This window comes from Mannheimia indoligenes (genome assembly GCF_036880405.1).
GTDB lineage: Bacteria > Pseudomonadota > Gammaproteobacteria > Enterobacterales > Pasteurellaceae > Mannheimia > Mannheimia indoligenes.
The window spans coordinates 18,396-31,721 of record NZ_JBAJJM010000001.1 but is presented as its reverse complement, the minus strand read 5'-3'; the positions used below and the strand labels follow the sequence as shown (position 1 = coordinate 31,721).

General features: G+C 40.1%; 14 protein-coding genes. 6 read left to right on the top strand and 8 right to left on the bottom strand.

All coding sequences use genetic code 11. The features are described 5' to 3' along the window. Window positions 1-33: 33 nt before the first annotated feature. Window positions 34-807 (bottom strand): D-hexose-6-phosphate mutarotase, encoded by a 774-nt coding sequence (locus V6W77_RS00155; protein ID WP_334253435.1) that lies wholly within the window; start codon window positions 805-807, stop codon window positions 34-36. A 137-nt stretch (window positions 808-944) separates the two neighbouring features. Here V6W77_RS00155 and fbp point away from each other — a divergent pair, with 137 nt between their 5' ends. Further along, window positions 945-1,949 (top strand): class 1 fructose-bisphosphatase, encoded by a 1,005-nt coding sequence (fbp, locus tag V6W77_RS00150; RefSeq protein WP_025235246.1) that lies wholly within the window; start codon window positions 945-947, stop codon window positions 1,947-1,949. Between the two features lie 44 nt (window positions 1,950-1,993). Here fbp and mobA read toward each other — a convergent pair whose 3' ends face one another. After that, entirely contained in the window at window positions 1,994-3,076 is a 1,083-nt protein-coding gene (gene mobA / locus V6W77_RS00145; protein ID WP_334253434.1) for a molybdenum cofactor guanylyltransferase MobA, read from the bottom strand. 87 nt (window positions 3,077-3,163) lie between these two features. Between mobA and V6W77_RS00140 the strand changes: the two genes are divergently transcribed. The 4 genes from V6W77_RS00140 to V6W77_RS00125 all read left to right on the top strand — a co-directional run bounded on the left by V6W77_RS00140 (window position 3,164) and on the right by V6W77_RS00125 (window position 5,567). Continuing rightward, window positions 3,164-3,433, top strand: coding sequence for a YihD family protein (locus tag V6W77_RS00140; RefSeq protein WP_025235244.1), 270 nt, complete (start codon window positions 3,164-3,166; stop codon window positions 3,431-3,433). Between the two features lie 63 nt (window positions 3,434-3,496). Continuing rightward, the gene (gene dsbA / locus V6W77_RS00135) at window positions 3,497-4,135 is read left to right on the top strand and encodes a thiol:disulfide interchange protein DsbA (RefSeq protein WP_334235683.1); all 639 of its coding nucleotides are present in this window, start codon (window positions 3,497-3,499) and stop codon (window positions 4,133-4,135) included. 96 nt (window positions 4,136-4,231) lie between these two features. After that, a complete protein-coding gene (locus V6W77_RS00130) occupies window positions 4,232-5,272 on the top strand; it encodes an LLM class flavin-dependent oxidoreductase (RefSeq protein WP_283386441.1) in 1,041 nt (346 codons plus the stop codon). 1 nt (window position 5,273) lies between these two features. After that, window positions 5,274-5,567, top strand: a complete 294-nt coding sequence (locus V6W77_RS00125; protein WP_334253433.1) for a YfcZ/YiiS family protein — start codon at window positions 5,274-5,276, stop codon at window positions 5,565-5,567. A gap of 84 nt (window positions 5,568-5,651) precedes the next feature. Here the strand turns inward: V6W77_RS00125 and V6W77_RS00120 are convergent, their stop codons facing one another. The 4 genes from V6W77_RS00120 to srmB form a co-directional block, all read right to left on the bottom strand. Continuing rightward, window positions 5,652-7,298 (bottom strand): phosphoethanolamine transferase, encoded by a 1,647-nt coding sequence (locus V6W77_RS00120; RefSeq protein WP_334253432.1) that lies wholly within the window; start codon window positions 7,296-7,298, stop codon window positions 5,652-5,654. Window positions 7,299-7,444: 146 nt separating this feature from the next. Next, window positions 7,445-8,734, bottom strand: a complete 1,290-nt coding sequence (locus V6W77_RS00115; RefSeq protein ID WP_334253431.1) for an ATP-binding protein — start codon at window positions 8,732-8,734, stop codon at window positions 7,445-7,447. 5 nt (window positions 8,735-8,739) lie between these two features. Next, complete coding sequence (locus tag V6W77_RS00110; RefSeq protein WP_334253430.1) at window positions 8,740-9,408, bottom strand: response regulator; 669 nt, start codon at window positions 9,406-9,408, stop codon at window positions 8,740-8,742. Window positions 9,409-9,620: 212 nt separating this feature from the next. Continuing rightward, the gene (srmB, locus tag V6W77_RS00105; protein WP_334253429.1) at window positions 9,621-10,955 is read right to left on the bottom strand and encodes an ATP-dependent RNA helicase SrmB; all 1,335 of its coding nucleotides are present in this window, start codon (window positions 10,953-10,955) and stop codon (window positions 9,621-9,623) included. A gap of 139 nt (window positions 10,956-11,094) precedes the next feature. Between srmB and V6W77_RS00100 the strand changes: the two genes are divergently transcribed. Next, window positions 11,095-11,355 (top strand): GrxA family glutaredoxin, encoded by a 261-nt coding sequence (locus V6W77_RS00100; RefSeq protein WP_334253428.1) that lies wholly within the window; start codon window positions 11,095-11,097, stop codon window positions 11,353-11,355. A gap of 49 nt (window positions 11,356-11,404) precedes the next feature. Here the strand turns inward: V6W77_RS00100 and V6W77_RS00095 are convergent, their stop codons facing one another. Both V6W77_RS00095 and V6W77_RS00090 read right to left on the bottom strand, forming a co-directional pair. Continuing rightward, window positions 11,405-11,503 carry a methionine/alanine import family NSS transporter small subunit gene (locus V6W77_RS00095; protein WP_176672064.1) on the bottom strand — a complete coding sequence of 33 codons (99 nt, stop codon included), beginning with the start codon at window positions 11,501-11,503 and terminating at the stop codon, window positions 11,405-11,407. Next, window positions 11,503-13,011, bottom strand: coding sequence for a sodium-dependent transporter (locus V6W77_RS00090; RefSeq protein ID WP_334253427.1), 1,509 nt, complete (start codon window positions 13,009-13,011; stop codon window positions 11,503-11,505). The genes V6W77_RS00095 and V6W77_RS00090 overlap by 1 nt, the downstream gene beginning before the upstream one ends. Between the last annotated feature and the right edge of the window lie 315 nt (window positions 13,012-13,326).

The following is a 13,326-nucleotide window of genomic DNA, read 5'->3' as shown; positions in this document are numbered from 1 at the left end:
TAAATTTTTTACTAAAAACAACCGCTTGTAAATTTATTGAACCGCAATTTTGACACTCACGACTTCCTGTGGCTGGAGTAAGGTGTTCAAACGAGCAGTTTCAACACAAACCATTTTCTGATAAGCATTTTCGCTCATTCCGCCTGTTGGCTTATGCCAAGGGTTCCATAAAACCGTTTCTGTTGCATTACTATGTTCAATCACAATGGCTCTTTGGTAAGCGAAATCTTGAATGATATTCGTTGGGTTCGCCGCATAAATACAGTCTATGTTTTGATCTATCCGGCGAGGAGAGGGCACTTCAACGTTTTGATTAGTTAATTTATCAAAACAACGGATTGGCAAACCTTGCACTTCCACTTTTTCAATATCGCCCACATTAAAATAAGTATGTAATGCAAGCTGTGCCGGCTCTTGGGCTAAATGGGTAAAGTGTAGCTCGCAAGTTTCGCCTAAAATCATCTCCATTCTGGCTTCCTGTGCTAAAGTGAACACTAAACGAACGTTTTCACTAGAACAAGAATATTCAACTAAATTCCACTCTCGAATACGTGCCGTACCGTGAGCAGGTTCTTTTACCGGTCCAAACCAAGGGTAACAAATCGGCACACCGCCCCGAATAGCCGAGCCTACTTTAAAAGGCTCAATCTCACTTAACCACAATACATCTTGCTTTGCATTATGTGGCTGCCAACTTAGTAATTGTGCTCCTTGTAATGCAATTTTGGCTTTGACTTTACTATGATTTACTTCCAGCACGTCTAATTCATTATATTTGGTTAATTTTAATTCATTGCTCAAGTTCATAATATATTCCTTTGATGAGTGAAATGATTGAAAAGCAACAAAAATGTGAATGAGATCACAAAACTAAGCATTAATTTTCTACCTCTTTTAGGTAGTCGCTATAATAGTGATATTCTAACATAGACAAGGAGAAAACTATGAAAACGCTCGGCGAATTTATTATTGAAAAACAAGCCGAATACCCTGGAGCGAAAGGTGAATTAAGTGGTATTTTGTCATCAATTCGTTTAGCTGCAAAAATTATTCACCGTGAAATTAACCGTGCGGGATTAAGCCAAGATATTTTAGGCACAGCAGGCTCTGAAAACGTGCAAGGCGAAGCTCAAATGAAGCTTGATGTTTTCGCAAATGAAACAATGAAAAAAGCCTTATTAGCCCGTGAGGACGTAGCAGGTTTTGCTTCAGAAGAAGATGATGACTTTGTTGCATTTGACACGGAACGTGGTCGCAACGCAAAATATATTTTAATGACGGATCCGCTTGATGGTTCGTCTAACATTGAAGTGAATGTATCTGTTGGTACGATCTTCTCGATCTACCGCCGTGTTTCGCCAATTGGTACGCCTGTAACCAAAGAAGATTTCTTGCAAGAAGGGCGTAAACAAGTTGCTGCCGGTTATGTTACTTATGGCTCATCAACAATGTTGGTTTACACCACAGGTAATGGGGTGAATGGCTTTACTTACGATCCATCACTCGGCTTATTTATTCTTTCTCATCCCGATCTCAAAACGCCGACAGAAGGAAAATATTACTCTATCAACGAAGGGCAATATGTAACCTTCCCTCAAGGGGTAAAACGCTTTATCAAATATTGCCAAGAAACGGACGAAGCCACTAAACGCCCATATTCATCACGTTATATCGGCTCGTTAGTATCTGACTTCCACCGCAATTTATTAAAAGGCGGGATCTACATTTATCCAACTTCAACCGTTTACCCGAAAGGCAAATTACGTTTACTCTATGAATGCAACCCAATCGCCTTCTTAGCGGAACAAGCAGGCGGAATGGCAACTGACGGCTTTAATCCGATTTTGGATATTAAACCAACTGAGTTACACCAACGTGTGCCATTCTTTGTTGGCTCAAGCTCAATGGTGAAACAAGCGGGCGAATTTATGCAAGAATTTGCAAAATAGAACGCCCTCTGAAACAAAAGGCGAACATCACGTTCGCCTTAGTTTTATCTAATCCACCCTCTTATAAATTCAGTAATTTGTTCCACATCATTAATATCAAGTAAATTCTCTCGCTCAAGAAAATAATCCGTTGCGGTAGCAATCGTCCACTTATCAAGCTCCGGCAATGGCTTTTCAATCTCTTTGCGGTGGAGCTGAATTTTCGGTAAAGTTTCGTGTTTAAAGCCTTCCACGAAAACAAGATCGATCTCTTGCGGATTGAATTTTGCAATTAATTGAGAAAATTCGACCGCTTGTTTGGTTTCTGTCATTAACGCCCAACGTTCATCGCACACAATCATTGTCGGATTTGCTCCTGCTTCACGTAGACGGTAGCTGTCTTTGCCTTTTTTATCCACATCAACATTATGGTGGGAGTGCTTAATCAAGCCAACCCGAATGCCACAAGCGGTCAATTTTGGGATTAATTTTTCCAATAAGGTAGTTTTGCCCGTGCCGCTGTAGCCTGTAATCGCAAGGGTTTTCACCGGAAATTGGCTTACTCGGTTTAAATCTTCCAATGTATTCACGTTCGTGAATGCGGATTTTTGTTCAGAAAAATCCACCGCCACACTTTTTTGTGATTGGAAAAACCAAAGCAGACGGCGTTCGCCTGAAGCTAAATAGTGGCTCAATTCCTCTTTTACCGAATGATGAACCAATGCAAATGTTGGGTGTGGTCGCTCGCCATCGTGAACATAGGCAATTTGAGCGTTGTTAATACGTAAGGCAATGTGTAATTTTTGCAATAACTTCGTTGGAATAAAAGGTGTATCACAAGGCACAAAGAGCACATAGTCGCTGTCAATTTTCTCTAAGCCTGATAGCATTCCGCTTAGCGGACCTTGAAAATCGGGCAAACTATCTTGGTAATAAGGGATTGTAGGATAAAGTTGCTGATATTGCTCAATAGAACGGTTTATATTCAGCCAAATGTCGCTAATTTGTGGGGAAAGACGGGTTAAAATGTGTGAAATAAGCGGTTTTCCATCAAAAAGTTGCAACCCTTTTTCCACGCCATTCATTCGGCGAGCCAAACCGCCGGCTAAAATCACGGCTGAAATACGTTCTTCTATTATTTTACTCACAGCTTTATCCCTTAAAATTTTGCAAAAACTAAAGCAAAAGTATATTATTTCGCTTAATTTCCAACAAGATTTTTTAAGGGGCAAACAATGAAATGCAAACGCTTGGAAGAATTATTAGAGTTACTTGGCGAACATTGGCGTAAAAATCCTGACTTACACCTCATTGATATTTTGCAGCAACTTTCGATTGAAGTAGGCGAGCCTGATAATTTTAAAGCCTTGAGCGATGAGGTCTTAATTTATCAGCTAAAAATGCGAAACGCAGATAAGCTTGAGCCTATTCCCGGCATCAAAAAAGATTACGAAGATGATTTTAAAACCGCTTTATTGCGTGCACGTGGAATTTTAAACGATTAAGGTTGTCTTATCCGTTAGCTGGTTTAGCACTTATATTTATCAACATTTTTTGAAGGAATCATTATGAAAAAATTGGCATTAAAAACGGTTTTTGTTGCACTTTCTGCCCTTTTTGCATTTAACTCAACGGCAATCGCCGCTGATCCAACCGCAGGGAAAGAATATACTGAGGTACGTAAAGCCCCATCGGCTCAAAAAGAAGTGGTGGAATTTTTCTCATTCTACTGCCCGCACTGCTATGATTTTGAATTAAGCTACAAGATCCCAAGCCAAATTAAAGAAAAATTACCAAAAGACACCAAATTAGTGCAATATCACGTTAATTTCTTAGGTCGCCAATCTGAAGACTTAACCCGTGCTTGGGCATTAGCAATGGCATTAGGAGCTGAAGATAAAGTAAAAACTGCATTATTTGAAGGGGCACAAAAAGATGCATTCAAATCAATGGACGATATTCGTGCGGTATTTTTAGCAAACGGCATTACGGCTGAACAGTTTGATAGCGGCATTAACAGCTTTGCAGTAAATGGCTTGGTGAATAAACAAGTTCAATTAGCGGAAGACTTCCAAATTCGTGGTGTGCCTGCATTTTTCGTAAATGGTCAATACCAATTGAATTTAGAAGGCTTTGCAGATTCTTCATCAACGAATGATTTCATTCAACGTTATGTTGATGCAATTATCTTCTTGAGTAAAAAATAATTGTCCCCATATTGAGAGTATGGTTTTACAATGCTGAGTAGGTAAATCCTATTCGGCATTTTTTTATTTTACACTCTCATTTAATTGGAAAGCCTTATGACAAAATTATCCATTCTAAATCTTGTGCCTATTCGTGAAGGGCAAACCGCTAAACAAGCGGTCGATTCTATGGTGAAATTAGCAAAACACGCAGAAAAGATCGGCATTGAACGCTATTGGATTGCAGAACATCATAATATGAAAAACCTTGCCAGCTCGGCAACACAATTACTCATTCAGCACGCACTTTCTCACACTGAAACATTAAGAGTGGGATCAGGTGGCGTAATGCTGCCTAACCACAGCCCTTACATTGTGGCAGAACAGTACGGCACACTTGAAACGCTCTACCCTAACCGTGTAGAACTAGGGCTTGGGCGTGCACCGGGTACTGATATGCGTACTGCCACTGCTTTACGCCGTAATGCACAAAGTTTGCCGTTTCCTGACGAAATCAGCGAACTAAAAGGCTATTTTGAAGGCACAAACCCTGTATCTGCTTACCCTGCACAAGGGCTAAATGTGCCGTTTTATATTCTAGGATCTAGCCCCGAAAGTGCGTATTTAGCCGCAGAGCGAGGCTTACCTTATGCCTTTGCCTCGCATTTTGCCCCACGTTTTATGGACGATGCGGTGAGAATCTACCGCTCAAACTTCAAACCGTCTAAAGTGTTGGATAAACCTTATGTGATTTTAGGTGTGAATGCAATCGTGGCTGAAACCGATCAAGAGGCGGAACAGCTTGCTACTACTCAAACCCAGTTTTTCTTAAATGTAGTAACCAACGCTCAGAACAATTTGCAGCCACCCGTCGAGTCTGACGAAAAGGTCTGGGAAAATTTTGTGAAAGCTGAGATGGTGCCGCATTTCGGACCTGTTGCTTTTCAACAAAATGCGTTGTACAACCAAGAGAAAACCGTGGTTAGTCAAATGACAGCGTGTTCACTTATCGGCAGCCGTGAGAGTGTTGAACAACAACTCAAAACGTTAAAAGAGAGAATCGAAATTGATGAAATTATGGCAGTAAGCTATATTTTCGATGAGCAAAAACAACATCAGTCTTATACCTGGTTAAAAGAGATTTCAGATAGGGTGTAATATGAGTAAAACAATGCAACAAAAAGCCGCTGACGCACACAATACGTGCAAGCTGAAAGGCGACTCTATGTTAGATAACGCAGACCGCCAAATTGCCTTTGAAGCAGTTTATGACAGTGAAGAAATCGCTCAACAAGCGGTCGAATTTTTCACACAAAAAGCAAAATCGGTAGAAAGCGAACCTTGTGAAATTCAAAGTGAAATCACACAAATTGCAGACGGTTTTCTGATGAAAATGTGGATAGAATTTAGCTGCGAGGCTGAGGTAATTTTATTCCAAATGGCGGTGCGGTAAACATAAAACCGAAAGCACCATCTTAAATACATAAAAAATGCCTTTAACTCCTTACAAGTTAAAGGCATTTTTATTCTTCTATTACTAACGATGGCAACGCCCTAGTATGTCGAGTGATTTATCATAAACTGGTAAACTATGCTTGCTCATATCAATATCCATCAAACTAAACACCGTGTGGAAAACGTTATCATGCGAATAGGCTGCATCAGCATTTTGTTTTATACATTCTAGATCGAATGGTTCGTTTTGAGCCCACGATTTAGAAAACCACATCATCATAGGAACTTGAGTTTGTTCCCTTGGAGCAAGAGAGTATGGTGTACTATGCAAGTAAATGCCATTTTCGCCTAATGACTCACCGTGATCGGAAAAATAATACACTGCACTCTCCCAATCATTTCTCCCTTCCAGACGTTGAATAACTTGATCGAGAAATTTATCTAAATAGACAATGCCGTTGTCATAGGTATTGACCAATTCTTCCCGACTACATTTGTTAATTTCGTTCGTGTCGCAAGTGGGGGTAAAAATGCGTTCATTTTCGGTATAACGTTCGTGGTAAGTTGGTCCGTGGCTGCCGATGGTATGCAACACAATCACCGTATCTTTATCCGGATTTTCAGCTAACGCTTTATCCAATTCTGGCAACATCACTTCGTCTAAACACTCGCCATTGGTACAAAGTGAAGAGGTATTGCCACTGAATGTATTGATTTCTTTAAGTCGATCCGCAACAGTTTTGCTGTCGCTATTATTTTCAATCCATACCACATTCACACCGGCACGGTTAAGAATATCGAGTAAATTATCCTGATTTTTTGCCGTCACTTCATCATACTGTTCACGAGTCATTGATGAAAATAAGCAGGGTACGGAAACTGCTGTCGATGTCCCGCAACTACTCACATTGCGAAAATTAATTAAATTATCACCGCTTGCAAGGCGAGCTGCCATTTTGGGTGTGGTTTGGCGTGCATAATCATTGAGTCCCCAGTTCATTGCTCGAGTCGTTTCACCTAATACAATCACAGAAACGTGACGATAACGGTCCGGCTTTTGTATTTTGGCATCCTCAGCCAAGGTAACAAAAGGGCGATTTTCCATTCGACTATGCTTGATTTTGCTCACACCCGCGGCAACAAAATTAGAGGGTACAATCAAGTGTGGTAAGTATTTGTTATTACGAAAAAACGAGGCATAATCTTGATAATACTGACAAGCAACGGCAAAAATGATCAATGCGGCGGCAAAAATTGTTACGACTCGCACGGAAATTTCTTTCCACCACACTTGGTAACGAACTTTCACATTCAAATAAGCCAGTGCCGGCACAATACCTAGGAAGAAAATCCACGCAAGGTAGCGAGGTGTTAGCATCCGAATACTTTCAGCCATATTGGTTTGTAACACATTGGAAAGCATATCTCGATCAAAATAAACATTAAAAAAGATCGAATTATAGCTTACCGCAGCACTTACGATGATCAATAACGGCACTATCACTTTATGAATGAAAGGTAAAGCCAGTATGTTCAATACAATGTTTAATACGGCAAAAAGTACCAAAGGTGTGGTATAAATAAAATAATCCGAATTTGTTCCGGTAAATTGATAAAGATTAAAGGTTTCTCGGAAAAAAGCTATATTAAGAACAATGGTAAAATAGAGAGAAACAAGGGCTATAAGGCTAATTTGAGATAAATGCCATTGAGGGTGTTTCAGTTTCATTGAATATCCTTTGTAAAAAAATAGGGAAATTTGACCGCTATGATCTGTCTTTTCTATGTGGATATTCTAAAACGCTAGAATTAGCGAAAAATTAGGAGAGATAAAAAATGGGAAGGCATTTTCTGATTATACCCTCCCACATCTATTTAGGCTTGCAGATAAGATTTCCGGAGAAAAACTTTAACTAAAAGCCCTGTTGGAAATTGTCGGCTATCTTGTAATTCAATATAACCTCCATATCGTTTAGCGATATTTTCCGCAATGGCTAAACCCAGCCCCGAACCTTGCTGCTCTGTGCCAAGAATACGGTAGAAAGGTTCCAAAACCTGCTCTCGCATTTCCACCGGAATGCCTCTACCATTATCTTCCACACTGAAAATGACAAACTCATCATTTTCTTCACAAACTAAATCAATTTGGCTTTCTACGGGGGTATAGCGTAAAGCATTATCCGCCAAGGTTTTTACCAAAGTAAACATATCGATCTCTGCTGCATAAAAAGCTACTGTTTGCGTACCAACCACACCTATATCCTGATCTTTTTGCTGACTAATTGGCAACAAACTTTCAATGATTTGGCGGAATAAATGTTGTGAGTTAATTTGCGTTTTATGTAAAGTAACATTGCCGGCTTGGGCTTTCGCAAGAGAAAGTAATTGTTCAATTAAATGACGATTACGCTTAATACTTTGCTGAATTTGCTCAATTTGCACTCTTTGATCATCTGGTAGCTGTTGCCCTGAAAGACGTTCTGCCTGTAATGACAGTGCGGTCATTGGGCTACGCATTTCGTGAGCAGCATCTGCAATAAAACGTTGTTGTTGCTCAATCAAATGTTGGGTTCTAGCCAAAAGTTGATTAATCGCATTGGCGAAGCCTTGAATCTCCGTCGGAATATGTTGTGTATTGATTGGGGTAAGATCGAGATCTTGACGCTGTTCAATCTCCTCAGACACCTGCTGTACCGTTCGCATTTTGAAATGCACCAAAAAACCGATTGCCAGTAGGGTAAGCGGCAATAAAATAGCAAATGGCACGGTATTATCTAATGCAACATCCATCGCTAAATCAGTACGATAATGACTATTTTGTGCAACTAATACATAGCCATCGGCTTTCTCTTTCAAATAAAAGCGGTATAGATTGCCTTGATGTTCCGTATCATAAAAACCCGCCTGTTTGCCGCTCACATCAAAGATGCTATTTGGACTCACCGAAGTTTGTACCAGTAATTGAATATTATCGTGGTCTAGATCGGTTGCAGAATAGACCTTGGTCGGCTCAATATAATCTGCTACCTGCTTTAATATCTTATCTTGTAATTCATTGGTTTCCCGCCAAATATCCGAAAAGTTATAAGCTGCATTCAATAGTGCGGTCACAAATAGGAGAGCAGAAATGCCCCACATTAATTGTGATTTGATTGAATTTTTCATTTTTCCTATTCTTCCTTCGATACCAGCCAACCCACACCACGCACATTTTTAATATGGTTTTTACCAATTTTTTTACGAATAGAATGAATCAAGAAATCTATCGCATTGCTTTCTACCTCCTCTCCCCAACCATAGAGTTTATCTTCTAAATCCGCTCGAGAAAGGATAATACCTTGACGTAAAACCAATGCTTGTAAAACCGTAAATTCTTTATTAGTCAATGCAACAATCTCGTTTTGTCCGGCAATTTCAACTTGATACGTTTGCGGGTCAAGCGTTAAAACACCATTACTCGGTTTTGGCGTTGCCTGACCGCTATGACGGCGGATAACGGCTCGTATGCGGGCGTGTAATTCAGCCAAATCAAAAGGCTTGACTAAATAATCATCTGCCCCACCGTCCAGCCCTGCCAAACGGCTATTAATATCATCTCGGGCAGTCATAATCACAATTGGCGTATTATTTTTCAGATTACGAACGTGCTGCAAAACCATTAACCCATCTTGTCCGGGCAATCCCAAATCCAGTAAAACCATATCGTAAGCTTGATCCCGCAAAGAGGTTTCAGCAACTTTGCCATTATTGACCCAATCTACCGCATAACCTACATCTTTTAAGCTGGCTTCTACTGCCTTCGCAATCATTACATCATCTTCAACTAATAATATTCGCATATTTTCTTCTCCTAATTAGCCCATTATATGCCGAAAAAAAAGCTCAAACCAATAATCGGTTTGAACCTCTAAAATTATGATGAAAAAAACATATCGGCTTAGCAGTTCCGATGACAAACATTCTAAATAAGAAAAATTAGCGAAGAATTAGCAAGCGGTTATTTTTGATGAATTTTTTGCAAAAAATCTTCAGAAAATAACCGCTTGTATCATTATGCCTGTTTAACCGCTGCCGATTCACTGCTTGGCTTACGGCGTTTACCGATATTTTTGGTGTCTTTATGGCGAACTTTTACTTTTTGCTTCGCCGCTTCTTTCTTCACCTCTTTTTTCTTTTTAATGCGGGCTTTTTCTTTTTTACTCGTTACATTCAACTCGCCGTCTTTCGGGGCTTTGGTGCGAGGCTCTAAGCCTTCGATAATACGCGGCTTTAATGCTTCTTCCGTATAACGCTTGATTTTACCGAGCAGCTTGTAATCGTGAGCTTCTACTAGCGAAACCGCCGAACCTTTTTTGCCGGCACGAGCGGTTCGCCCGATGCGGTGAAGGTAAGTGTCGGCACTGTATGGCAAATCGTAGTTGATCACGAAATCCACATCGTCAATGTCGATACCACGAGCCGCCACATCGGTCGCAACAAGAACATTCACAACGCCCTCTTTTAAGCGGGTAATCGCCTGATTACGTTGGGTTTGTGCCATTTCGCCTTCAAGGTAAGTGGAACGCAAACCACGTTTGCGAAGTATGTCGCTTAGCTCTCGCACATCTTCACGGCGGCGAACAAACACAATTGCTTTTTCCACCGAAAATTCTCCGATAAGACGAGCCAACAATTTGGTTTTATGCTCCACGTTATCAGCGTGATAATACCATTGTTGGATTTTCTTACGTTCACGGCGGCTTGGCTCTGCATCTACTTTTATTGGGTCATTTAATAATCGCTCAGAGAAATCCTCTAACAACTCCCCTTCAAGAGTGGCTGAGAATAACCAAGTATGTTTACGCCAACGGGTTTCTGCCGCAATTTTCTCTGCATCTTGCCCAAAGCCCATTTGTAACATTCGGTCTGCTTCGTCAAAAATCAGCACTTCAACCGCTCGGCAATCAAAGTTTTCTTCTTTGATATATTGCATCAAACGACCCGGCGTTGCTACCACAATATCTTGATTACTGTTAAAGACTTCGCCGTGATTTTGATACGCCACTCCACCTGTAATGGTCGCAATACTTAAGTTGGTAAATTGTGCCAGCTCTTCTGCTTGCTCCGCCACTTGCATTGCCAGCTCTCGAGTAGGTGTAAGTACCAAAATACGCGGAGCTCCCGGTTTACGGCGTGGGTAGTCTAATAAATGTTGAATCGCCGGCAGTAAGAAGGCTGCAGTTTTCCCTGTGCCTGTTGGAGCAGAACCCAGTAAATCACGCCCTTCAAGGGCAGCTGGAATAGTGGCTTGTTGAATTGCTGTTGGGCGGCTGTAGCCCTTTTTTACTAAGGCTTTTAGAAGTTGGGGGCTTAAATCAAGCTCCTCAAAGGTCATTAATTCGGACATATTCTTTTCTCGTCAATAAATTTGATAGAAGTATATCATATTAAAGCCCAAGCCGTGAGGTGAATAAAGCTATGCTTAATTTGCAAAAAATTGTTAAAATATAACCGCTTGTTATTAACAACTTTATAGAGGAAAAAAGATGTTTGTTGAAATTTATGGACGTTTATCTTGCCCGTACTGCGTGCGTGCAAAACAATTAGCTGAAAAAATGAAAACCGAATTAAACGATTTTGATTTTAAATTTATTGATATGATTGCAGAAGGTTTATCAAAAGAAGATTTAGAGCCTCGTGTTGGTAAGCCTGTTGCAACCGTGCCACAAATTTTTGTTGATAATGTTCACGTTGGCGGCTGTACTGATTTCCAAGCCTTTGTGAAAAAAAAATTTGGCATTGTTTAGTAAAAAATGACCGCTTGTAAGCGGTCATTTTTTTAATTATCTTTGCAAATTATTGCTCTTCTTTCGGTAGGCTTTTAATTGCGAAAATTAAGCCTCCCCAAATGATCGTCATTGCAACCACCATTGTAATAATTGCTGCGGTACTCATTATAGTTCTCCTTTTGGTTCATTTTTCCACACGAGTTTTGAAAGTAGGTAAGCCACAACCGCTAAGCCAATTGCCATACCCCAACCGAAGGTGTTTACAAACCAGCTTGGGTAGCCTTCATAGCCCTCACGATATACTTTCGCAATCTCACTGAATAACATAAATGCAAGCACACCTGCGGTAATTACGATACATAAACGCCAGATAAAGCCAACTTTAAATGAAGAAACTTCGTTAATATGTCTTTCTAACGTACTGAGTTTTTCACTGGTTACAATCACAACTAATGATACGAACGCTACTGCCACAATGCCGAATTGGTTCACGAATTTATCCATTACGTCAAGCATTGGTAAGCCTGTGGTTGTACCGAACAACATTACTGACACAACCATCATTGGAATACCCACCAGTACAGTCGCTTTTACACGTCCTGCATTCAATTTATCTTGCACTGCTGATACGATAACTTCAACAACAGAAATAAATGAGGTTAATGCTGCGAAGGTTAATGATCCGAAGAATAATACGCCTACTAATGCTCCCATCGGGGCTTGGTTAATGATAGTTGGGAAGGCAAAGAACGCTAAGCCGATACCGCCTTTCGCTACTTCATTAACCTCTTGACCTGCCGCAGTTGCCATAAAACCAAGTGCTGCAAATACGCCGATACCGGCTAATAATTCAAAGCCACTGTTGGCAAAGCCAACCACTAAACCTGAACCGGTTAAATCTGTTTTTGGCTTGAGGTATGAAGCATAAGTAATCATAATCCCAAAGCAGATTGAGAGTGAGAAGAAGATTTGACCGTAAGCGGCAATCCACACACTTGGGTCAGTTAGTTTTTCCCAGTTTGGTGTAAACAACGCATCTAAGCCTTTTGTGGCTCCCGGCAGAGTTAAAGAATAGCCTACCAAGATTAAGAACATCACAACCAATAATGGCATTAGGATATTAGAAGCCGCTGAAATTCCTTTTTTGATCCCTAAAGCTAATACAGCAATAGCTACTAGCCAAACTGCAATTAATGGACCGGTTACTGCCCCTACAAATTCAAAGCTAACACCTTGCGTGATGTCGCCCATTTTTAAGAACTCGCCAACAAAGAAATCAACAGGTTTATCACCCCAAGCACTGTTAAGCGAGAAATAGGTATAACTTGCTGCCCAGCCTAATACAACGGCGTAATAGATACCGATAATTACGTTGATTAATACCTGCCACCAGCCGAAAGTTTCAAATTTAGGGCTGAAACGGCGGAAAGAAAGCGGTGCACCACCACGATATTTATGCCCGATAGCATAATCTAAGAATAGCAACGGTAAACCTGCGGTCAATAATGCAATGATATATGGCAGAATAAATGCTCCACCGCCGTTTTCATAAGTCGTATAAGGGAAACGCCAGATGTTTCCTAAGCCGACAGCCGAGCCAATAGCTGCCATAATAAATGCCCCACGACCGGCAAAGGTTTCTCTTTGTGGAGCTGTTGATGATTGAATAGACACAGTAAATACCTCAAACTTGTAACAGTTTATATAAAAAATGACTTTAAATTGTATGAAATGTGATTATTCACATTTTGAAAACGAAATATGCCGAAATACCAAATAAAAGTAAAGTAGAAAAATAAAATAAAAATGGACTTAAAAATACTAAAATACAAAATTAAATATCGAAAAATAAAACAAAAAAAGTTAAATGTTCTAAAAAGCAGAATTTTACAGATAAAAGCATTAAAAACCTTTCTTTGCTTAGCATAATTCTTTAGCTAAATTTTTAACAAAAAAATAACACATCATTTATACAATGATGTGTTATTA

Coding starts and splice junctions, on each gene's coding strand:
- V6W77_RS00115 (WP_334253431.1), bottom strand. CDS start 8,734: ATGAAAAATTCAATCAAATCACAATTAATGTGGGGCATTTCTGCTCTC.
- fbp (WP_025235246.1), top strand. CDS start 945: ATGAAAACGCTCGGCGAATTTATTATTGAAAAACAAGCCGAATACCCT.
- V6W77_RS00110 (WP_334253430.1), bottom strand. CDS start 9,408: ATGCGAATATTATTAGTTGAAGATGATGTAATGATTGCGAAGGCAGTA.
- V6W77_RS00125 (WP_334253433.1), top strand. CDS start 5,274: ATGAGTAAAACAATGCAACAAAAAGCCGCTGACGCACACAATACGTGC.
- V6W77_RS00130 (WP_283386441.1), top strand. CDS start 4,232: ATGACAAAATTATCCATTCTAAATCTTGTGCCTATTCGTGAAGGGCAA.
- V6W77_RS00140 (WP_025235244.1), top strand. CDS start 3,164: ATGAAATGCAAACGCTTGGAAGAATTATTAGAGTTACTTGGCGAACAT.
- V6W77_RS00155 (WP_334253435.1), bottom strand. CDS start 807: ATGAACTTGAGCAATGAATTAAAATTAACCAAATATAATGAATTAGAC.
- V6W77_RS00100 (WP_334253428.1), top strand. CDS start 11,095: ATGTTTGTTGAAATTTATGGACGTTTATCTTGCCCGTACTGCGTGCGT.
- V6W77_RS00095 (WP_176672064.1), bottom strand. CDS start 11,503: ATGAGTACCGCAGCAATTATTACAATGGTGGTTGCAATGACGATCATT.
- srmB (WP_334253429.1), bottom strand. CDS start 10,955: ATGTCCGAATTAATGACCTTTGAGGAGCTTGATTTAAGCCCCCAACTT.
- V6W77_RS00120 (WP_334253432.1), bottom strand. CDS start 7,298: ATGAAACTGAAACACCCTCAATGGCATTTATCTCAAATTAGCCTTATA.
- dsbA (WP_334235683.1), top strand. CDS start 3,497: ATGAAAAAATTGGCATTAAAAACGGTTTTTGTTGCACTTTCTGCCCTT.